The sequence below is a fragment of the Dietzia psychralcaliphila genome (genome assembly GCF_003096095.1).
Taxonomy (GTDB): domain Bacteria; phylum Actinomycetota; class Actinomycetes; order Mycobacteriales; family Mycobacteriaceae; genus Dietzia; species Dietzia psychralcaliphila.
This window is the reverse complement of record NZ_CP015453.1, coordinates 3,659,207-3,680,147: the sequence shown is the minus strand read 5'-3', so window position 1 is coordinate 3,680,147 and position 20,941 is coordinate 3,659,207. Positions and strand designations below refer to the sequence as shown.

The following is a 20,941-nucleotide window of genomic DNA, read 5'->3' as shown; positions in this document are numbered from 1 at the left end:
GTTGGATTCTGCCCGATACGGTTGGAAAGTCAAGCGAAATTAGTTATTCTCGTCACAATTCACACTGCACTACCGGGCCGACGAGCCCGATTCCGCTAAGGAGCTCCCATGTCGCAGGAATCGCAGACCGGGCCGACCATCCGAGGAACCGGCGTGGTGGCCGGTCTCGCCTACGGGGTCGCGCGGTGGGTGGGGCGAGCCGAGCAGGCCGTCGCCGGTGGGGTCGACCCCACCGGCGTCCCGGACGCCGAGGCCTCGGCTGAACTCTCGACAGGGGGCACGACCGACGGGGCTCCGGAGGGCACGCCGCCGGACGAGGAGCAGCTCGAGCGGGACCGGGAGCGCTTCGTCGCCGCCGCCACGACCGTGGCGGGGCGGCTCGACCAGCGGGCGTCGTTGGCCACCGGGGTGAGCGCCGAGGTGTTGGCCGCCAACGCGGTGCTCGCGCGTGACCGCGGCTGGGCCAAGGCCGTGGTCAAGGAGCTCAAGAAGGGCCTGGGCGTCGAGGCGGCCACGATCGCGGCAACAGAGACGTTCGTGGTGATGTTCACCAGGGTCGGCGGCCGACAGGCCGAGCGCATCACCGACCTCCGCGACATCTGCGCCCGCGTGGTGGCCGAGCTTCGTGGGCTGCCCGAGCCCGGGATCCCCGAGTTCGACGAGCCGGGCGTGCTGTTGGCCGACGACCTCGCTCCCGCCGACACTGCCGGCCTCGACCCGGCCATGGTGCTGGGGATCGTGATCGAGCGCGGAGGCCCCACCTCCCACACCGCGATCATCGCCCGACAGTTGGGGATCCCCTGCGTCGTGGCGGCGGCGGGTCTCACCTCGGTCGCCGACGGGGCGCGGGTGCTCGTCGACGCCGGTGCGGGGACGGTCACCGTCGATCCCGACGAGGAGTCCGCGCTCGAGGCCGCTGCCGCGGACCGACGGTTGCGCGACCTGGCCGCCGGGTGGACCGGTCCCGCCGTGCTGGCCGACGGCCACGCGGTGAGCCTGTTGGCCAACGTGCAGGACGCCGCGGGTGCCGAGGTCGCAGCGACCGGGCCGGCCGGTGGGATCGGGTTGTTCCGCACCGAGCTGGCGTTCCTCGACCGCCCCACCGAGCCGTCCGTCGACGAGCAGGCGGAGCTCTACGCGCGGGTGCTCGCCTCGTTCCCGGACGCCAAGGTTGTCACCCGGACCCTGGACGCCGGTTCGGACAAGCCGCTGGCCTTCGCCGGGATGGCGGAGGAGGACAACCCCGCGCTCGGCGTGCGCGGCATCAGGGTGGACCTGATCGACCGCGGGCTGCTCGACCGGCAGCTCGACGCCCTGGCCGAGGCCGGCCGCCGGGTGGGCGGTGCGCACTCCTCACCGTGGGTGATGGCACCCATGATCTCCACCGTCGACGAGGCGCGCGACTTCGGCGGCCGGTGCCGGGAGCGCGGCCTGACCCCCGGCATCATGGTGGAGGTGCCCTCGGTGGCCGTGGCGGTGGACCGCTTCCTGCCCCACGTGGACTTCCTGTCGATCGGCACCAACGACCTCACCCAGTACGTGATGGCCGCAGACCGGATGTCCTCCGATCTGGCCGCGCTCACCGATCCGTGGCAGCCCGCGGTGCTCCGGCTGATCCGGTCCGTGGCCGAGGCCGCGGGCCGGGCACCCGGCGGGCGGACGGTACCGGTCGGTGTGTGCGGTGAGGCCGCCGCCGACCCGCATCTGGCCTGCGTCCTGCTGGGGCTGGGCGTCAGCTCGCTCTCGGTGGCCACCGCGGCGCTGCCGTTCGTCGGCGCGGCCCTGGGTGAGGTGACTCTCGAGCGGTGCCGCCAGCTGGCGGCGCTGGCACTGGACTGCGACACCGCGCGCGAGGCCCGCGCCGCCGTCATGGCCGGCAGCGCCTGAGCCGCCTGACCGAGCAGCCACGGCGGCTGATGCGCGGGCTCTACGCGTCGACGGTCTCCGACGTGCCCGACCTGGCCAGCGCCGCCAGCTGGCGGGTCGTCGCACCCGGCAGGTACGCCCGGCCGATCGCCACCCCGATCCGCGGCAGGTCGGCCTCGTCGCGGAAGCACAGGTACACGGGCTCGATCCGCGGGTTGAACTTGCTCTTGAAGTGGTGGAGCGACCGGAACCCGTAGTAGGGCTCGAGTGCCTGACCGAGCAGATCCAGACCGCGGTCGAGGACGGCCACCTCGTCGTCGTCGCCACTCCTCGCCAACGGGGCCCCGGACAACGAGACGAAGTCGGCGCCCTCGTCCTTGAACTCGAGCGCGGAGCGGGCGATGAGGAACTCGACCATGTTGTTGGCACCGGGCCCGTTGCGCTTACGCATCACGTCCAGGGTCCAACCGCGCACACCGCCGGTGGGCCCGCCACGGTAGACGGGCAGCCAGGAGAGCGCGGCCTGGACGACCCCCTCGGAGTCGACGGCCAGGGCGATGCGCACGTCGTCGTCGAGCGCCTCCTCGACCGTGCCCAGGGTGAAGCCCATCTCGGGAAGCTCCCTGTCCCCGACCCACTGCTCGGAGATCTGGCGCACCTGCCCCAGCATCCCGGCCGGTTGCTCGCGCAGCAGTCCCGAGACGAAGCTGGTGCCGCTCTTCTCGGCCTTGTTCATCGCGCTGCGGATCTTCTGCCACTTTTTGCCGGCGAAGGCCAGGTCGGGCAGGTCCATGATCGTGTCCTCGGCGATCTGGAGCGTCCGCCAGCCGTGCGACCTCATCGTCTCGGCGGTCTCGGCCGACACCGAGAACAGGCACGGTACGGCGGCCTGTGACTCGGCGAACTCCACGAACTCGGTCAGCAGCCGGCTGCGATCGGCGGGCGCGGCCACCGGGTCTGCCAATGCGATGACGGTCCCGAAGTGCAGGCGGTAGCCCACCACGCCGTCGGCCGAACCATCCGCGCCGGCGTCGCCTGCGTCCTCGCCGAGCTCTCCACTGGCGTCGCCGCTGGTCTCTCCACCGGCGTCGCCGCCGGGCTTCCCGCCGGGCCCGAAGAAGTAGTTCATCGGTTGCCACGTGATCATCCACGACATGGTGCTGCCACCGTGGCGGCGGATCAGTGCGCGCACGCGGTCGACCACGTCGTCGGAGTGGACCGGGGATCCGGTGACACGCCGCCGGATCCGGACCCCGAACGCGTTTCGACCGGCCACCAGCAGGACGGCCTCACCCATCCACAACAGGCCGGTGCCCGCGGTGACGGCGCCGAGGCTCTCGAAATCCGCGGTGACGACCAGCACCGTGACGACGAGGGTGACCACCGCGGTGAGGAGTGCGTACACGAGGGCGACGAGCCACGCCGCCCGGTAGCCGCGACGGAGCAGTTCGGCGGTCACCGCGGCGATGAGGACGGACAGGAGCATGCCGGCCAGACTCACGTCGTCGGCCTCGGTCGGGCCGAGGGGGCCTTCCGCGGGGACGAAGTAGACCACGATGTGCACGGCGGCGAGGAACCACATCCCGGCCGAGACGACCAGCCTGGTCTCGCGCCGCGTGCGGGGTCGCAGCCCCCGTTCGGTGAGGGAGAAGAACCTCTCGCCGACGGCCAGGAACACCGCGAAGGCGATGAGGTGCGTGAGGTCGGCCAGGCGCCCGAGGAACAGGAACGAGACGATCACGTAGCCGTAGAGGGCGGCCCGGGCGCGCAGCCGCCACGGCGACACCAGCGTGGCGGTGGTGGCGGCGAGGACGGCGATCACCGCGGTCGAGCACCCCACGTCGAGCACCACCGACAGTTCGGTGGCCCACTCCCAGCCGACCGCGTCGCCGGGGACGAGTACGCCGAACGCCCCGAGCACGCCGATGAGTTGGCCACCGATCGCGACCAGGGCGGTTCGTGCGGAGCCCAGACGCCACTCACCCACCCCGATCCCGGCTGCGACCAGCACGAGGAGTGACACGTGTTGGAGAGGGGTCATCCCGAACCACGGACCTGCGAACACGGTCCACCAACGGCCTCCCTCGAGCGCGGGGACGCCGTAGGCCACTCCCTCGAACCACGGGGCCGAGTGCGCGGCTCGCCACAGGGTCTCGAACACCACCCCGGTCACGAGCAGTGTGGTCAGCACGATGGCGGTGACCGGGAGGCGGCGCGCGGCGCGCGCGACCGCACCGGCGGCGGTGGCGAGGGGGGACGGCTCCCCGGGGTCGTCGGTCGTCTCGGCGATCTGATCGGTGCTCATGGTGCTCCCGTGGGCGGCGCGCGTGATGGAACCGCCGGAGCCGGAGAGGCGACGCCGGTGGCGAACGGGTCAAGTATGCGCTCGGTTCAGCCGGACAGGAAGGAAATTCTCAGGTTCCCAGCCGGAGCCCCCACGCCGACCACCTGCAGGTGGTGTGTGCCCTCGGAGCCTCCCGAATGTCTTGACGAACCCCGCGGCACAGGAAAGGGTTTGAGCAATCGGCGTGTGCTGACGGTTGCGAGAACGAAAGTGAGGAGGCCGTTCCGACTATGGCCGTTCGTGGCCCCGGCCCCGGTCCTGCCGGGCCTCCCCAGGGGCACCCGGCCCCGGGGGTTCCCCCGCGTGCACGACTGGTGGACATGCTCTCGGGGCCCGAACGCGTTGTGGTGGTCCGTGGTCCCCGGTTCTCCGGCAAGACCACACTGCTGGAGCAGTGGCTCTCCGCCAACTCCCCGCCCGGCGGATCCGCGGTCGGAATCATCGACCCCGCCCCCGACCTCACCGGCGACCGCTACTGGCAGTCGGTCGTGAGCACGCTGCGATCGACGCAGGGCCCCGGTGACCGCACGGCCCCGGAGGTCGAGTCGCCGCGCGAGCCCGCCGACCCGCCCGGTGAAACGTACCGCGAGGTGAGGCGCCTGGTCCGAGCGTGGACCGGTCCCCTCACCCTGGTTCTCGACGACCTCCACCTCGCGGGGGACCCGGAGACCTTTGTCCGCGATCTGCTCCGGCAGGCGCCCCCCGCCGGGATCCGTGTTCTCGTCACCACTCGCACCGCGATGCAGTGGCGCGGTTCTGCCGCAGTGCCCGCGGACAGCGTGATCGTGACCCCGGTGGACCTCCTCCTCACGGATCCCGAACTTGCCGCCGTGGCTGAGTTCGCGGGCGTCAACGCGCTGAATCGGGCCCCTCTGAGTGTGATCGCCGCCGAGACCGGCCGGGTCGCCGGTCTCGTGGGTGTCGGCGTGGCCGCCCTCGCTGCACCCTCGTCGGCGCGCGGGGACCCGACCCACCGGATCCGCAACGAGATAGACCGCGTCATCGTGGGGGTTCTGGCCGGTGATCCGGAGCTGGTCAGCTACCGCGGGGACATCTTCCGGACCGCGGCGGCTACACCACTGACCTCCTCGGCAGCCGCGGTCGTGATCGACGGGGGAGTCGAGGGAGAGCCCACTGTCGTCGACCGTCTCGCTGCGTTCGAACGGCACGGTCTCACAGTCCGGATTCCCGAGGCACCCGAGCCCACCTGGACTTATCCGGACCCGGTCAGGGGGTCGATCCTCCGCATGGCGGCGACCGAGAGTCCGGACGTTCTGCGCGACGCCCGGCTCGCGCTGTCGAACCACTGGCTCCAGTGCGGGCGGCCCCACACCGCGTTCGTCCACGCGATCGACGCCGAGCACTGGGGCCGGGTTCTCGAGATACTGCGGGACCACTGGAGGACCCTCTACACGACCAACTTCCTGCAGATGGACGGAGACCTCCGGCGCATACCCGCCGACGTCCTCGAGAGCGAGCCACTGTTCGACACGCTGCGCAGGATGCACAGCCAGTTCTCCGCTCCGAAGGACAGCCCGGCGCCGGCGCCGGCGATCGCGGCGTCGTCCGACGAACCGGATGACGCCGAACGGCTGATGCGGATGCTCTCACTACGCATGGACGGCCAATTCGAGGCTGCCGCAGCGGAGTGCGGCCCGCTGAGCCGGCTCCGGGTCCCGGACCTCGAATCGTCGACCCAGGCCGAACGGGATGGCCCCGCGTTCGTGTTCCTCCACCTGGGCCTGAGCCTGATTCTGGTCGGTCGAATCGACGACGCCACCCAGATGCTCCGTCGAGCCCATCGGCTCGGGGCCGGCAGCTTTGTCGAGCGGGATGCGGCCGGCAAGCTGACCTTGGCGAACGCGCTCCTGGGGTACCCGGCCGACGCCGACTCCTGGTGGGATGAGGAACGGCGGCACCCGCAGTTGCCGCCCGACTCGGAGCTCGTGGTCCGGCCTGCCGGGATGATCGGGGCCGCCCTGGCCCGACTCGACCGTCTGGACATCGATTCGGCGATCGGCCTGATCACCGACCTGGGAGCCCCGGCGGATCGGGAAGAGCTATGGGGCTTCGCTCTCTATGTGTACGGCCAGATCGCCCTGTCCACCGGCACCGCCGCGGACGGGCTCCGATACGTCGAACACCATATGAGGAGATATCCGGGGATGTGTGACCACGGTGCGGTGGTGGGGCCACTGCTCGACGCGGTACGCGCCGACCTCCACCTCGCGCTGGGCCGGTCGGACGAGTCCGCCGAGCTGGTCGGAAACTCCTCCCATCCACTCACCGCGACGGTTCGGGCCCGCACCAGGTTGTACGAGGGCGATCACGAGGGGGCGCTGGATATCGTCCGGCACTATTACGGGGATCTGCGATGCACTCAGCGGGACTCCGTGGAGTTGTCCCTGGTCGGCGCCGCCGCATCCATGGGAATCTCCGCGCGGGAGGAGGCCGTGCAGCATCTGGAGCGCGCGGTCACCAAGTCCGCGCTCACCGGATTGGTCCGTCCCTTCACCACGCTTCCGCGCGGGACCATGGCCAGATTGGCGAACCTTGGCCCGGAGCTCCCGGTGAGCGCCCGCGAAACCGGCACCGGTGCACCCTCCTCGCCACACGCGGCTACCGCGCTCACAGGACGCGAGCACGCCATACTCCGGAGCCTCGAGACAGGGGAGTCCGTCACCGCCATCGCCGACCGGCACTTCGTCAGCGTGAACACGGTCAAGACACAACTGCGGGCGGTGTACCGCAAGCTGGGTGTCCGGTCCCGGAGCACCGCGGTCGATGAGGCACGGAGGCTCGGCCTGCTCTGAGTACGCCCGCCGTCGGGCGCTGTTCCAGTCGAACCGTGGCCGCCGGAACCGGCGAGCGGGGTCACCTCCACCGCATTGTCCCCCGGTCGGGTGCCGAACTGCGGAGTGTCCAGGTTGCTAGTTCAGATTTGACTCCGCGAAGGATCCGGGCGGAAGAGCTCCCGATCGGACGCTCTCAGCTGCGGTTTCACCCCCTTTTTCACCCGGGTGAAAAGCCCGCTGCGACGGCGATGACTCGCCAAATGTGAATTAGTGTTCACGCCAATCGTGGTCGCAGTCGTGACCACCGGCCGGACCACCCGGAGGCGAGGCGACGACGTACTCGCCGCCGACCGGGAAGTGGACCCGGGGCCCCGTGTATGACAGGAAATTGTGGGAGAGACAGTGTTCAAGCATTCCGCCGAACGTCAACGTCGACGAGAAGGGCGCCACGGGCTCCGTCGTGGTGGATCCGATCGGCAGGTCGTCCGTCCTGTTGTTCGGACTCTCGGCGTCGTGAACGAGAGCGCGTGGGCGGACTACGTCGAATGGTCGGGTCTGGACGAGGAGCGACTGGCCAGGATCATGCGCGACCGCGAGGACGACTCGTCGCCCGGCGACGACACCCACCGCGACCGCGGCACGGGCATAGATGCCGGGTCGGAGGACGTGGTGCATCCGGCCCGGTCCGCCCGAGGCGGTGGGGCGTCAACGACGGCGGGATCCGGCCATCACGGGGCCGGAGAACAACGCGATTCCTAGAACGAAGCCGAAGTTGTACCAGTTGCCGTTGTTGCCCACCTCGTAGATGGTCACGGTGTCGGTGAACAGGGAGATGATGAAGGTCACGGGGAGGATGAGCCCGTGCCACAATCCCCACCAGAAGCCGAGGCCCTCCGGGGAGACGTCGACATTGGGGCCCGCGGCGCACGCGCCGAGGGTCAAGACGACGACGAGGAGGACACCGGCGACGACCCCGGCCCGTCCCCGGGAGCTCATTTCTGCCGTCCCCGCCAGAAGTACAGGGCGGGCCCGATGAAGTTGACCGCGATGATGGCGGCCCACCGGCCCTTGGTGCCGCGCACCTGCTCGGCGGGCCGGAATGCCAGATCGGTCCACGCCGAGACCGCGAGCGACACCTGCACGGACATCAGGGTCAGGAGCACGGTCTTCTGGGTGTCGGTCAGTTCGTTCCACGACTTCTTCTTCATGAGTCCTCCTGAGATCGATCCGGATATGTAGTTTCCTTAATTCTAGTACCGCCTGAGGAGGGGTTGCCCTGGTTGTGCTCACGGGGGCGACAGTTCGCGGCCCCGGGGATCGCTGGCCCGGTCAGCGAGGGTGTCGCGGGAGGGGCGGGAGGGATTGCGGGAGGGGCGGGAGGGATTGCGGGGGAGGAATCGGCTTCGCGCTCGTGATCCGGGGTACCACCCCGTGAAGAGCAGCACCAGGAGGGCGAGGTCGATCACCTCGCCGCCGTAGAACATCAGCTGGGCCCCGGCCCTCGCATCCTCTGGATCGACGCCGATCGGGGGATGGCCGTACAGCCACCTACCGAGGATCGAGTGGGCGGCGATGAACAGCACGAGCACCACCGCGCGGGTCCGGAAGCTCGCACGGTGGGGATTGGGGTCCGGCCCGATCATCGCGGCGGTGAACACCAGGCCGGCGAGGAACACGTGCGCGTGGACGAGGACGTGGACGGTCGGTGCCGCGTGCATGAGCGCGAAGAGATCGGTGGTGTAGAGCACCCACAGGCCCCCGGCGTTGAGCACGGCGGCGACGACGGGATGGGTGAGCACCCGCACCGGAGGGGACCGGAGAACGCGCGAAACGGCCCGCGCGTTGCGTGGAGGGAGCGTCCGAAGTGCGAGGGTCACGGGGGCCGCGAGTACCAGGAGCAGCGGGCCGAGCATCCCCAGGAGCAGGTGGACGCCCATGTGGGCGGTGAATCCCGAGTGGGCCGCCGAGGCCAGGGGGCCGATCCACGCCGCGCCGAGGCAGATCAGTCCCGCGATCCACAGCGTGGTGCGGTACCGGGGCCACGAGCCCCTGGTGCTATGTCGTCGGACGCCGACCAGGTAGGCGGTGAGCGCCACTGCGAGCAGTAGCACTCCGAGCGCTTCGGGTACCGACCAGTCATGGGGCCCGGATTGCGCATGATCGTGAGGCACCAGACTCAGTCCCGGGGCTGCCCGGATGCGGGGGCCCGCAAGTGGACGCCCGAGGTTCGCCACAGGATCAGCGCACCCACCAGCAGCAGGAGAGCAGCCGAGCCGAGCCATGCCAGGTCGTAGACGACCAGGTCGACGCCGTATCGGATCTGGTGGATCCGGAGGAGCTTGTGGAACACGAGGCCGTCGAACAGTTGGAAGAACCCGACGCCGGCGAGCACCGCGCCGGACCACCGCCACCACGGAACGACCACCCGGTGCCGCACATCCCCCAGCATGAACAGTCCCCACACCGTGATGAGCCAGGTCGCGCCGTGGAACAGCCCGTCCGTCAGGAGAGCGATGTTGGTGGTGGACAGGTCGTAGAAGTGGTGCCACTGCAGGAGCAGGTGGAAGACGAAGAGATCGATCACGGATCCGGCTATGCCGCAGCCGAAGAGGAACCCCGACAGGACCAGGCGCCGATTCACGGTGGGATCGGCGGCGTGGGCCTCGGAGGTGGGTGGTGGCACCGTGAACTCTCCTGGTGAGGGGGTCGGGGTGCAGTCGAGCCTAGGGCCACCGGCGAGCACCGACCACCGCTCGAAACAGGTGGCTGGGCGGCCGGGAGGGCTCACTCACGCGCGGGTTGGCCCGCGCCGGACTTCCCTTTCTCTTTCTCCCACTCGGCCCGGTCCCGCATCTCCCTGGGACGGAAGTAGAACAACCCGGAGAGGACGGCCACGAGGAAGACCGCGAGCATCACGAAGAACAGGGGCCACACACCGGTGAGGAAGATGATGGGCACCGCCATGGCAGTGATGAGCCCGCCGCCGAAGAACGGCTCAAACACGAGTTGCTTGTATCCGAAGGCCTCGAACGCCGGGCTCTTCGCCTCCGGGTCGACCACTCGCATGAGGATGAGGCCCGTGGCGGTGACGCCCATGGACTGCCCGAAGTCGCCGATCCCGCGCTCGAACCAGTAGCGCCCGATGATCCTGGGAGCCAGGAAGAGGAACAAGCCGACGTTGAACACGATGCCGGCGACCGCGAGGATCGCGAAGGCTCCGATGTTCTCCCCGATCGCCTGGAGCGACAGGGTCCCGATCGCGGCGACGATGAGGAAGTCGAGCGCCCACCCCTGGATCCGCAGCATGATCTGGGGATCGATCACGTGGGCCACCCCGGCCTTGGTCGCTATCACCTGCAGGATCACACCGCCCAGCAGGGCGAGGGGGAAGAGGGGGACAAAGGCGAAGATCTCCAGCGGCGTTTTCTCGTCGAGCATGACCGACGCGTAGGTGGCCTGCTCGATCCAGCGCAGGCCCTCGAGGATCCCCAGTCCGATGAGGATCGCCACCGCCACCAGCGCGACGTGCAGGGATAGCGGCTCCACGGATGCCGGACGGGAGGTCATCTTCCCAGCCGAGTAGTACTCGTCCTCGCGGAACAGGCCCTTCTGCTCCTCGATCGACATCTTGGCGCTCCCGGTGACGATCTCCGTCTTCCCGGTACGGACCGCCCAGTTGATCAGCGCGATACCGATGATCACCCCGCCCACGATGCCCACCGTCGCCAGCCCGACCGCGAGGTCGGCACCCTCGGTGAACCCGAGTTCCTCGAAGACCGGTCGCATGCCCGCCGCGGTGCCGTGGCCACCCTCGAAGCCGATCTCGATCAGGGCGCCTGTCATCGGGGACGCGGCGAGTATCGGGACGAGGATCAGCGCGGCGAGAAGCAGGCCCACCACGTACTGGCCCGAGGCGAGTGACACACCGAGCGACAGTTGCGGTCCGACGAGCTTGATGGCCCGCTTGGGGGTGGGTAGTTCCTGCCCGAGGAACATCGTGGCGAAGATGACGCTGATGAGGAGCCCGGGGAGGGTGGACCACACCTCCACGATCGGTTCGGTGAACACGCCGTTCTCGCCCCAGGGGCCCGCGATCCTGCCCAGTACCTCGGGGCCCAGCAGCAGCAGTAGTGCCCCCGCGACTATCGAGCTGGGGAGGAACAGCGACTGGACGATGCCCACCCTGACGCGGATGATCTTTCCGATCAGCAGCGCCAGTCCCAGTATGAGTAGCGCGAACCCCACCGTATTAGCTGACATGGCGCTACCTCGGCTCCAGTAGATGTCGCATGGCGTGGACGTCGGCTCGTCTCTCTACACCTGCCGATCGACGGGGCGAGTCCTCGGTTGCCTGGAATGTACGCCGTGTTCTCGCTGAAAAGAACGTGATCGGCTGATCGGTAACCATGCCGTCACGTTGCACACCTACGCGGGTGGAGTCGGACATCATCGAGCAGTGACGGAAAAACGGTGGGCGGACCTGACCGAGTGGCCTCTGATGGCGGCCGCGCTGGCCTTTCTCGTGGCCTACGCGGCGACGGTCCTCGTGCGTCCGGTCGGCGCGGCGGCCGTGGCCACCGAGGTCGTGATCTGGGGGACCTGGCTACTCTTCGCCGTGGACTTCGGGGTCCGACTGGCGCTGGCCAAGCCGAGGGGCCGGTGGCTGTTCACGCACTGGTACGAGCTGGCGGTGATCGCCCTTCCCATGCTCCGGCCACTGCGTCTGCTCCGGCTCGTGATGATGCTGAGCGTCATGCACCGCTCGGCGGGGACTGCCGTGCGCGGCCAGGTGATCGCGTATGCCGCGGGGTCCACGTCGGTCCTGCTGGTCGTGTCCTCCCTGGCGATGCTGGACGCCGAGCGCGGGGCGCCCGGTGGGTCCATCGAGACCTACGGGGAGGCGCTGTGGTGGGCGGTGGTGACGGTCACGACGGTGGGATACGGAGACATCGCGCCGGTGACCCCGGTGGGCCGGGTGATCGCGACGGGTCTGATGCTCGCCGGGATCGCTCTGCTGGGTGTCGTCACGGCCACCCTCGCCTCGTGGATCGTGGACCGGGTCAGCGAGCAGGACGAGGCCAACCAGACCGCCACACAGGCTCAGGTCAGCCGGCTGACGGCGGACATCGCGGCGTTGCGCGAGGACCTCGGCCGTCTGGGCCTCGGCGCGGAACACCGAAATCAGGGGCCGGGCAGCCCGGCCACGGAGACGTACCGTTGACGGCATGACCTCACCAGAGCGGTTCGGCGTACGGCTCACCGATGGCTTCGCCCACGATTTCCCCGATCTCGGCGTGCCGTGGAAGGCGGCCGACGTCCCGGAACCGCGTCTGCTCGCCCTGAACGAGCCGCTGGCCGACGAGCTGGGCCTGGACCCGGACTACCTACGGGGAGACGAGGGCCTCCGACTGCTGACCGGTACCCACGTCCCCTCCGGCGCCACCCCGGTCGCGCAGGCGTACGCGGGGCACCAGTTCGGTGGCTACTCCCCGCGGCTGGGAGACGGGCGGGCCCTGTTGATGGGCGAGCTCCCCGACGGTCGCGACCTTCACCTCAAGGGCTCCGGCCGGACGCCGTTCGCCCGCGGTGGGGACGGGTTGGCCGCCGTCGGCCCGATGCTCCGCGAGTATCTGATCAGCGAGGCCATGTACGCACTGGGAGTGCCCACCACACGGGCGCTTGCCGTGGTGGGAACCGGGGTCACCGTGAACCGCGAACAACCGCTCCCGGGCGCCGTGCTCGCCCGGGTCGCGTCCAGCCACCTGCGGGTGGGCACCTTCCAGTTCGCCCGCTCCACCGGGGACGTGGAGCTGGTGCGCAGGCTCGCCGACCACGCCATCGCTCGCCACCACCCGCAGGCGGTCGACGCGGAGAACCCGTACCTCGCGCTGTTCACCGCGGTGCTCGACGCCCAGGCCTCCCTCGTGGCGCAGTGGATGCTGGTGGGGTTCATCCACGGCGTGATGAACACGGACAACACCACGATCTCCGGCGAGACCATCGACTACGGGCCGTGCGCGTTCATGGAGGGCTTCGACCCCGCGACGGTGTTCAGTTCGATCGACACGCAGGGTCGGTATGCCTACGGGAACCAGCCGCCCATCGTGCAGTGGAACCTGGCGAGGTTCGCCGAGACCCTGGTCCCGTTGATCGACGACGACGAGAACGCGGCCGTCGAGACACTGACAGCGGCCCTGGGTACGTTCCCCGCCCGATACCAGGAGGCCTGGACCGCGGGGATGCGCACAAAGCTGGGACTTCCCGCTGCGCTGGGCCGACCGGCGGGGTCGGGCGAATCGGCGGGGCCGGGCGAGCTGGCGAGGTCGGGCGAATCGGCGGGGCCGGGCGACGAGGTGGTCGAACCGTTGCTGGAAGAACTCTCGCGACTGCTCTCCGCCACCCGGGTCGACTACACGTCGTTCTTCCGGGCGCTCATCCCGGCCGCGGCGGGCGACACCCGGCCTGTGCGCGAGCTGGTGGGTGAGCTGGCGGACGGGTGGCTGGCGAGCTGGCGTGCGCTGGATCCGTCGGCCGCGGTGATGGCCGGGGTCAATCCCGCCTACATCCCGCGGAACCGCCTGGTGGAGGAGGCACTGGACGCGGCCACGGCTGGTGATCTCGAACCGTTCGAGGAACTCCTCGTCGTCGTCACCGACCCCTACACCGAGCTGCCCGGGCGGGAGCGGTTCGCGAGCCCGGCCCCGCCCGGCTCCTCACCGCACGTCACCTTCTGCGGCACCTGATGTGACACCGGCCCCCGCCCCGGTTCCGGTTCCGACGCGGGTTCAGACGCCGGGCGCCCGGGGCGTTCCGCCGCCGAGAGGTGCGCTGGCCGAATGGACCCGTCCCGCAGCGGATCCCGGAGTGACCGTGCATCGGGCCAGCTCACCCCCCGGGGGGCGGGCGGTCGTGCGACCGTTCTGCCCGGAGTTCGCCGTGAGTAGGACCGCTACGATCCCCAGCCCCATCGCGACGAGTTGAGGCGCTCCGATCCGATCGCCGAGCATCGCCCACGCCCAGATCGCCGACACCGGCGGGGTGAGGTAGAGCAGCATGCTCGCGCGGGTGGCGCCGAGTGTGCGCAGTGCGAGCAGGTAGGCCCCGTAGCCCCCGAGCCCGGCCGGGATGACCAGCCACGCGAGCGAACCCACCAACCGGGCCGTCGGGTCGACCGCCAGTCCCGAGGTGAGCACCGCCACTGTCACGAAGACCACCGCCGCAGCGCTCACCTGAACCGTCAGGGCGGTCACCACGTGCACCCGTGGTGCCCAGCGACGTTCGAGCAGCGCCGAACACGACAGGCCGAGCAGGCTGATCACCGGGAGGATGATCGCGGGGCCGAGATCGCCGACGCCGCCCACGCAGAGGGCAACCGCGCCGAGCCCCAACGCGACACCGGTCCACTGCCGCGCCGTCAACCGGTCACCCCAGAAGGCGGCACCGGCGGCGGCCACGAGCAGAGGCTGGGCCGAACACACCAGCGCGGTGGTGCCCGCGTCGACCCCGGAGGCCGCGGCGGCGAAGACGCCGCCGAGGAACAGGACATGTGCGGTCAGCCCCAACGTGCACTGCTGCCCGAGGTCGCGGCGGCTCACCCGCGCACGGAGGAACGGGGCCACCGAGAGCAACACCCCGGCGGTGATGACGTACCGCCACGCCAGCAGGCCCGCGGGATCCGCCGCCGTGGTGCCCCACGCCGCGCCCACGAAGCCGCAACTCCACAGCAGTACGAATCCCACGGCCACCGATGTTTTGGTCACGGAAGCGAGCAAAGCATACCGATCGGTATACTGTCAGTGCACGTGCTGGTTGCTGGTTGCTGCTGCTGGAGGAGGGAGGCGTCCGTGGGCGTCGAACCGTGGCCGATCATCCCGACGACCGAGGTGGGGGAGCGCATCCTCACGGCCGCCGACGACCTCTTCTACACGCGGGGGATCACGGCGGTGGGCGTCGACCTGATCGCCGAGGAGGCGCGGACCACCAAACGCACCCTCTACCAGCGCTTCGGGTCCAAGGACGGGCTCATCGAGGCCTATCTGCGCCGGCGCGGCAGCCGGTGGCAGCAGTTTCTCCTCGACCATCTCGACGCGACCGAGTGGACCGTCGCCGAGTTCTTCCGGCGAGCCGAACAGTGGACGCGGACCCATCGTCGGGGATGCGCCTTCGTCAACGCGTGGGCGGAGGTCGGGGGGGAGGGGCCGACCGGCGCCGCGGAGGCCGTCCGGGACGAGAAGCGGTGGATGCGGGAGCTCTTCGTGGAGCTCGCGGGTGGCGACCGGGTCACCGCAACGGCGATCCACCAGCTCTACGAGGGTGCGCAGGTCGCGGCGACGGTCCTCGGGGAGGCGGACGCGTTCCGGGTCGCCGATGACGCGGCTCGCGTGGTCATGGTCGGCGCCGCGGGGTGATGTGGACAGTGCTGGCGGAGCAGTCGGTCCGACCTCTGGAGTTATCAACGAAAACTTATTGACATGGCTACTTTGCGCGTCCTACATTCGGGGGACAGGCACGCGTCACCTCGGGTCAACCGTCCCGGGTCGTCGTGTGCGAGGGGGGTGGCCATCATGAGGGTTCTCATCGCCGACGGCGACGGAGGGTATCGCCACTCCTCCGGGGTCATGGACGACTTCGTCGACGATCTCGTGTCCCGCCTCGGCGCCCGCGCCTCGGTCCGGGTGCAGTGGCCGGAGCCGGAGCGGACCCGGCTCCACCGCCCCAGGACGTGGGACGCCGCCTCCGCCGCCGGCGTGGCGGACCTGGCCAGGCTCGTGGGACTCCACCCGTCGGACGGGATCGTCGTACTCGGGTGTTGTTGCGGGTGCCGCGTGATCCACGACTGGCTGGACGCCTACCCCGAGCAACTGGACAGGGTGCTCGCGGTGGGGTTGCTCGCGGACCCGTTGCGACCGCGCGACCGGTGGCTGCCGGGCACCGACGACCCGGGCGGCCAGGGCGTGGCGGGCAGACGCGTGGGCCCCGTTCCGGAGCGGACGTTCTGGGTCTCGGTCCCCGGGGACCCCCTGAGCGGAATCGAGAGGGACAGCCTCCTGCGCACAGCGGTCCGTGACTCCCCGCTGACCCCGGATCAGGTGTACCGCGGATTCCTCGACGACTTCCCGGAGTCCCGCACCCAGTTGGCCATGCGTCTGCAGGTGCTCCAGCACCCGGCCGAGTGGCCGATGGTGTTCGGTCGCCGGCTGGACGAGGCCCGCGCGGCGCTGGTCAGGTACGGCGACCGGGGATACGTCGCCCAGTACACCGACCCGGGACCTGGCGGCAGATCGCCGCTGGACCTCCTCGGCGACCGGATCGTCACCGAGGTCCGCGCCCGGCAGCACCCGGTTCAGGACGCGCCGGGGAGACTCGCGTCCTGACGGGGGAGCGTCGTCCGGCGGGCCCGGAGCCAGTTGAGCACGGCCACCGACAGGACGAGGGCTGAGGCCCCGGCCGCCGTCCACACCAGTTCGGCGGCCTCGAACCGGCCCTCGGTGCGACCCACGGCGACCCATGCCAGCCCCCACGCGGTCGCCAGGGCGGGGGCCACCCGGCCGCGGCTGAGCAGTGCCGTGGCAACCCCGATGCCCGCGGCGGCGACGATGCCGACGAGCCCGAGCGGGATCTCGGTCACCGGATCGACGCCCTCCGCCGCGAGCCACGCGAACGTGTTGGCCAGTGTCGCCACGGACACCCAGCCCAGGTAGAGGCCGAACGTTCCGTCGGTGACCACCAGCTCCACCGCACCGCCGGTGCGAGGTGCGCCGAGGATGTACATGATGCGGATCAGCACGGCGAGCAGGATCGCGATCACCAGGACCGACAACGCGATCTGGTCGAGCTGCACGGTCCAGATCCAGGCGGCGTTGAGCAGGACCGAGGCCAGCGCCCACGGTCGCAGCGCCCGCTGGCGGGCCGACCGGCGCGCGGTGGGGGTCAGCTGCCAGAGTGCGTAGACGATCAGGCCGAGGTAAATGACGCTCCAGATGCTGAAGGCGGACCCCGCCGGAGCCACCGGCGTGGCGTCCGCCGACAGCGCCCCGCCCGCGGCCTCGGCCACCGGGGTGCCACCGAGGGCGCCGCTGCCGACGAACGCGGCCACGATGGCGGCTGCCACCCCCAGGAGTGTGATCACGGGCATGGCCCACCCCGTGCCCCGGGTCGGGTGGGTCCCGGTCGGGGACGCCTCTGTCTGATGCGGTGTCGGCTGGCTCATGTTGACGACCGTAGCCGCAGTTCACCGGGGTGGCGACCCGGCCCGGGCCGCGTCGACCGGATGCACGACGCCGCCTGGGCGTGCAAGGTGGAGGACATGACCACATCTACGAGCGTCACCGTCGAGCGCGTCATCGACCACTCGGCGGCCGAGATCTTCGACATCCTCACCAACCCGGAGAACCACGCCAGGTTGGACGGTTCGGGCTTCGTCCGCGGGGATTACAAGTCCGACCGGATCCAACAGGTCGGCGATGTGTTCTCCATGGACATGGAGGGCGAGCACATGGGTGGCGAGTACCGCACCGAGAACCACGTCACCGGGTACGGCAAGGACAAGATCCTGGCGTGGCAGACCGCGCCCGCCGGCACCGAGCCCCCCGGCTGGGAGTGGGTCTGGGAGCTCGAGAGCCGTGGACCCGAGTCGACGCTGGTGCGCCTGACCTACGACTGGGGCAAGGTCACCGACAAGGAGATCCTCAAGAAGGTGTCCTTCCCGCTGGTGTCCGAGCAGCAGCTCGAGGACTCGCTGTCCAACCTCGCCGCCGCGGTGGCCGGCTGAGGCCGTTCACCCTGTGGTGGTCAGCGCCCGCAGCATCTCGCCCCAGTGGGCCAGCGGCAGCAGGTGACCCTCCCCCGCGTAGACCGTCAGGTCGGCCTCGCCCAGGTGCTCGGCGAGCCATCGCCCGTTGGCGGGTGGGGCCATCTCGTCGTGGTCGCCGTACCAGAGGTGCACGGGCGTGCGGACGTCCTCGACCCGGAATCCCCACGGGCCGACAAAGGCGACGTTGTCCCACGCGATCGCCCCGGTGCCCTGCCGCAGCGCCTCGTGGAAGTTCACGAACAGGGCCCGCCGGGCCGCGGGGTCGGCGATCACCGCCGCGTCGCTGGCCGCCCACATCCAGTCGACCCACGGCGCTGTCGCGTCGTCCCTGACCGACAGCATCGCGTCGAGGACCCCGGAGTTGCCGGATCGGAACAGCTCGGCCGCGCGGGCGGGGTCGCCCGGTAGGTGGGAGAGTGCCTCGAGATCGCCCGGGGTCAGCGCCTCGCGCGCACCCGGCATCCGATCGAACGGGGACAACCCGCCAGCGACCCCCACCCGCGTGACGCGATCGGGCGCTGCGGCGGCAGTGGCCAGCGCGAACGCCCCTCCACCCGACCAGGCCGAGACGGCGAACCGCTCCACGCCGAGATCGTCGGCGACTGCCAGCACGTCCCGCGCGACCCCGCCCAGGCTGATCGGCCCGGGGTCGGACTGGCCGTAGCCGGGGCGATCCACGCCGATCACCCGCACGCCCGCCCGTTCGGCGAGGTCGGACCCGAAGTCCATCTCCAGTCGCGACCCCGGGGTCCCATGGAAATGGATCACCGGCTCACCGGCGGGGTCCCCGCACTCGTACACGGCGATGCGCCGCCCCTCGACGCGGACCATGTGTTCGGACATGCCGCCGAGCCTATGGGTTGGGAGAGCAGAGAGGGACGACGACGAGGTGACCCATCTCACCGGGGGATCGGGCAGCCGCGACGCCGTGCCGAACCGTCGGGGTGAACAGCGACGACGTCCGTCGGCGTGACGCATCCCGCATCCCCGCCTCGGCCCGGAACCCGCGGTTCCGTCGCGTGGGGGTTGCGCCGCCCCCGTACCCCGCTCGTAGGGTCGGCCGCCGTCCCCGTCGATGGTCGACAACCAATGCGCGACAACCGATGGTCGACAACCGATGCACGACACGAGACCCCAGGAGGTCGCGAGAGATGCAGAAGAAGCTCGTCCGAACCCTGACCGGCGCGATGCTCGCAGGCGGTATCGCCGCGGGTGGTGCCTCGCTGGCGGCCCCCGCCGCCACCGCCGCGCCCGCGAGCGCCTGGGACCAGGTGGCCCAGTGTGAGTCCGGCGGCGACTGGCACATCAACACCGGCAACGGATACTTCGGCGGCCTGCAGTTCGCAGCCCGGACGTGGACCGGCTTCGGCGGCGGCGAGTACGCCCCGACCGCCGACCAGGCCACCCGCGAGCAGCAGATCGACATCGGCGAGCGCGTGCTCGCCGGACAGGGGCCGGGCGCCTGGCCCAACTGCGGTGGCCCGCTGGCCTGAGCGACGGCGGCCGGTTCCGGGCCTGGAGTCGCCAGCGGCGCCAACGGCGCCATCGATAAGAGCGTTCCGCACACCCGTCTCTCGGGCGATGTGTGCGGAACGCTCTTGGCGATGCGGGGGGGGGCACCCAAGCGTGACGATGCGGGAGCGTCCGTCCCGGACGATGCGGAAGCACCCATCCTCGGGCGCCCCGACCGTGGCAGTCCGGGGCGATTAGGCTCTTCAGACCGTGACCGCCGCCGACACCGTCTACTCCGCTCTCGTGACCCGCGAGCACTCCCACGGGGGCGACCTCCCGGAGCGGGTGGAGCGCGACATCCCCCGCAACGGCCTGCGGTTGGTGGCGGCCAACACCCTCCAGTCCTCGGGCGACCAGACGGTCAACGCGTCCACGGTGCTGCCGTGGCTGTTCCACGCCCTCGGGGTGCCGGCGGCGTTCGTCGGTCTGCTGGTGCCCATCCGTGAATCCGGCTCGATGCTGCCGCAGGTGTTGCTCACCCCGCTCGTCCTGCGGGTCACCTACCGCAAGTGGGTCTTCGTCACGGGCGCCGTCGTGCAGGCGGCCTCGGTCGCGGTGATGGCCGGGATCGCGGCGCTCGGCCACGGCACGGCCGCGGGGGTGGGGATCCTGGGCGCGCTGGTGGTGTTCTCCCTGGGGCGATGCCTCTGCTCGATCGCGTCCAAGGATGTCCAGGGTCGCACCATCCCCTCCGGCGAGCGCGGGCAGATCATCGGGCTCGCCACCTCCGCGGCCGGGATCGTGGCCGTGACCCTGGGGCTGGCGATCCGCGCGTTCGGCGGCGACGATCTGGGGCCCGGCGACCTCTCCCTGCTGCTGGCCGGGGGAGCGGTGCTGTGGGTGCTCTCGGCGCTGGTCTACTCGCGGGTGACCGAGCCGGCGGGGGAGGCGTACGCCAGGGGTGGAGAGGATGACGCCGGCACCGGGACAGGCTCCGGCACCCGAGCTGCCGCCGCCCCCGAGGCCCCCGATGATGCCGATCGCGAACGAGACGGTTCCTGGTTCGCCGAGGCGGCCCGGTTGTTCCGCGAGGACCAGACGTTCCGCAGGTTCGTCACCGTGCGGGGTCTGATCCTCGTGTCATCGCTGAGCCCGCCGTTCATCGTGTCGATGTCCGTCGCGGCGGGCACCGGCGCACTGGCCGGGCTCGGCGGCTTCATCCTCGCCTCCGGGGTCGCCTCGCTCATCGGGGGGCGGATCTTCGGCCGGCTCGCCGACCGATCGAGTCGCCGGCTCATGGCCTGGGCGGCCGCTGCCGCCTCGATCGTGGCACTGGGATTCGTGGTGGCGGTCTCGATGCCCGGTTTCGACGGTTCGTCCGCCGTGGGCACCGTGTTCTTCGTGGGCGGGTACTTCCTGCTCACCCTCTTGCACTCCGGGGTCCGCGTGGGCCGCAAGACCTACGTCGTGGATGTGGCCGAGGGCGACCTGAGGACGACCTACGTCGCGGTCTCCAACTCGGCCATGGGGGTCATCCTGTTGGTGGTGGGTGGCATCAGCTCGGTCGTCGCACTGGCGGGGGTCGAGTGGGCGCTGGTGTTCCTCGCGGTGCTCGGGTTGATCGGTGCGGTCTCGGGGCTGCGGATGCCCGAGGCGTCCGCGGCGCGGTGA

19 protein-coding genes are annotated in these 20,941 nt (G+C 70.5%); 10 read left to right on the top strand and 9 right to left on the bottom strand.

The features are described from left to right. Positions 1-108 precede the first annotated feature (108 nt). The gene (locus tag A6048_RS17060; RefSeq protein ID WP_107747012.1) at positions 109-1,887 is read left to right on the top strand and encodes a phosphoenolpyruvate--protein phosphotransferase; all 1,779 of its coding nucleotides are present in this window, start codon (positions 109-111) and stop codon (positions 1,885-1,887) included. Positions 1,888-1,927: 40 nt separating this feature from the next. Here A6048_RS17060 and A6048_RS17055 read toward each other — a convergent pair whose 3' ends face one another. Beyond that, positions 1,928-4,171 (bottom strand): bifunctional lysylphosphatidylglycerol flippase/synthetase MprF, encoded by a 2,244-nt coding sequence (locus A6048_RS17055; RefSeq protein WP_107747011.1) that lies wholly within the window; start codon positions 4,169-4,171, stop codon positions 1,928-1,930. A gap of 359 nt (positions 4,172-4,530) precedes the next feature. Here A6048_RS17055 and A6048_RS17050 point away from each other — a divergent pair, with 359 nt between their 5' ends. Both A6048_RS17050 and A6048_RS18345 read left to right on the top strand, forming a co-directional pair. After that, positions 4,531-7,023 (top strand): helix-turn-helix transcriptional regulator, encoded by a 2,493-nt coding sequence (locus tag A6048_RS17050; RefSeq protein ID WP_159110277.1) that lies wholly within the window; start codon positions 4,531-4,533, stop codon positions 7,021-7,023. Positions 7,024-7,518: 495 nt separating this feature from the next. Then, positions 7,519-7,764, top strand: a complete 246-nt coding sequence (locus A6048_RS18345; RefSeq protein ID WP_146166346.1) for a hypothetical protein — start codon at positions 7,519-7,521, stop codon at positions 7,762-7,764. Here A6048_RS18345 and A6048_RS17040 read toward each other — a convergent pair. The 5 genes from A6048_RS17040 to A6048_RS17020 form a co-directional block, all read right to left on the bottom strand. Next, entirely contained in the window at positions 7,711-8,001 is a 291-nt protein-coding gene (locus tag A6048_RS17040; RefSeq protein WP_107747008.1) for a hypothetical protein, read from the bottom strand. The two genes, A6048_RS18345 and A6048_RS17040, sit on opposite strands and share 54 nt — an antisense overlap. After that, positions 7,998-8,213 carry a hypothetical protein gene (locus A6048_RS17035; RefSeq protein WP_107747007.1) on the bottom strand — a complete coding sequence of 72 codons (216 nt, stop codon included), beginning with the start codon at positions 8,211-8,213 and terminating at the stop codon, positions 7,998-8,000. The genes A6048_RS17040 and A6048_RS17035 overlap by 4 nt, the downstream gene beginning before the upstream one ends. Before the next feature lie 78 nt (positions 8,214-8,291). Beyond that, on the bottom strand, positions 8,292-9,176 hold the full coding sequence (locus A6048_RS17030) for a cytochrome c oxidase assembly protein (RefSeq protein WP_244911027.1): 885 nt from the start codon (positions 9,174-9,176) through the stop codon (positions 8,292-8,294). Between the two features lie 5 nt (positions 9,177-9,181). Then, positions 9,182-9,688 carry a DUF2243 domain-containing protein gene (locus A6048_RS17025; RefSeq protein WP_107747006.1) on the bottom strand — a complete coding sequence of 169 codons (507 nt, stop codon included), beginning with the start codon at positions 9,686-9,688 and terminating at the stop codon, positions 9,182-9,184. A 101-nt stretch (positions 9,689-9,789) separates the two neighbouring features. Further along, a complete protein-coding gene (locus A6048_RS17020; protein ID WP_107747005.1) occupies positions 9,790-11,265 on the bottom strand; it encodes a sodium/glutamate symporter in 1,476 nt (491 codons plus the stop codon). A 196-nt stretch (positions 11,266-11,461) separates the two neighbouring features. On the opposite strand from A6048_RS17020, the gene A6048_RS17015 reads away from it, so the two are divergent. Both A6048_RS17015 and A6048_RS17010 read left to right on the top strand, forming a co-directional pair. Next, complete coding sequence (locus A6048_RS17015) at positions 11,462-12,226, top strand: potassium channel family protein (protein WP_372450549.1); 765 nt, start codon at positions 11,462-11,464, stop codon at positions 12,224-12,226. Positions 12,227-12,230: 4 nt separating this feature from the next. Beyond that, positions 12,231-13,748, top strand: coding sequence for a protein adenylyltransferase SelO (locus A6048_RS17010; protein WP_107747004.1), 1,518 nt, complete (start codon positions 12,231-12,233; stop codon positions 13,746-13,748). A 42-nt stretch (positions 13,749-13,790) separates the two neighbouring features. On the opposite strand, the gene A6048_RS17005 is transcribed toward A6048_RS17010, so the two are convergent. After that, on the bottom strand, positions 13,791-14,765 hold the full coding sequence (locus tag A6048_RS17005) for a DMT family transporter (RefSeq protein ID WP_159110276.1): 975 nt from the start codon (positions 14,763-14,765) through the stop codon (positions 13,791-13,793). 84 nt (positions 14,766-14,849) lie between these two features. Between A6048_RS17005 and A6048_RS17000 the strand changes: the two genes are divergently transcribed. Both A6048_RS17000 and A6048_RS16995 read left to right on the top strand, forming a co-directional pair. Beyond that, positions 14,850-15,413 carry a TetR/AcrR family transcriptional regulator gene (locus tag A6048_RS17000; RefSeq protein WP_107747002.1) on the top strand — a complete coding sequence of 188 codons (564 nt, stop codon included), beginning with the start codon at positions 14,850-14,852 and terminating at the stop codon, positions 15,411-15,413. 156 nt (positions 15,414-15,569) lie between these two features. Then, complete coding sequence (locus A6048_RS16995; protein WP_146166345.1) at positions 15,570-16,379, top strand: hypothetical protein; 810 nt, start codon at positions 15,570-15,572, stop codon at positions 16,377-16,379. Here the strand turns inward: A6048_RS16995 and A6048_RS16990 are convergent. Further along, entirely contained in the window at positions 16,349-17,215 is an 867-nt protein-coding gene (locus A6048_RS16990; RefSeq protein ID WP_107747000.1) for a TspO/MBR family protein, read from the bottom strand. The two genes, A6048_RS16995 and A6048_RS16990, sit on opposite strands and share 31 nt — an antisense overlap. A gap of 96 nt (positions 17,216-17,311) precedes the next feature. Here A6048_RS16990 and A6048_RS16985 point away from each other — a divergent pair, with 96 nt between their 5' ends. Further along, positions 17,312-17,776, top strand: coding sequence for an SRPBCC domain-containing protein (locus A6048_RS16985; protein ID WP_017837266.1), 465 nt, complete (start codon positions 17,312-17,314; stop codon positions 17,774-17,776). Between the two features lie 6 nt (positions 17,777-17,782). Here the strand turns inward: A6048_RS16985 and A6048_RS16980 are convergent, their stop codons facing one another. Beyond that, entirely contained in the window at positions 17,783-18,661 is an 879-nt protein-coding gene (locus A6048_RS16980) for an alpha/beta fold hydrolase (RefSeq protein ID WP_107746999.1), read from the bottom strand. Between the two features lie 308 nt (positions 18,662-18,969). On the opposite strand from A6048_RS16980, the gene A6048_RS16975 reads away from it, so the two are divergent. After that, complete coding sequence (locus A6048_RS16975) at positions 18,970-19,311, top strand: transglycosylase family protein (protein ID WP_200837360.1); 342 nt, start codon at positions 18,970-18,972, stop codon at positions 19,309-19,311. A 229-nt stretch (positions 19,312-19,540) separates the two neighbouring features. Next, positions 19,541-20,941: an MFS transporter gene (locus tag A6048_RS16970; RefSeq protein WP_107746998.1), complete on the top strand. Its 1,401-nt coding sequence runs from the start codon at positions 19,541-19,543 to the stop codon at positions 20,939-20,941.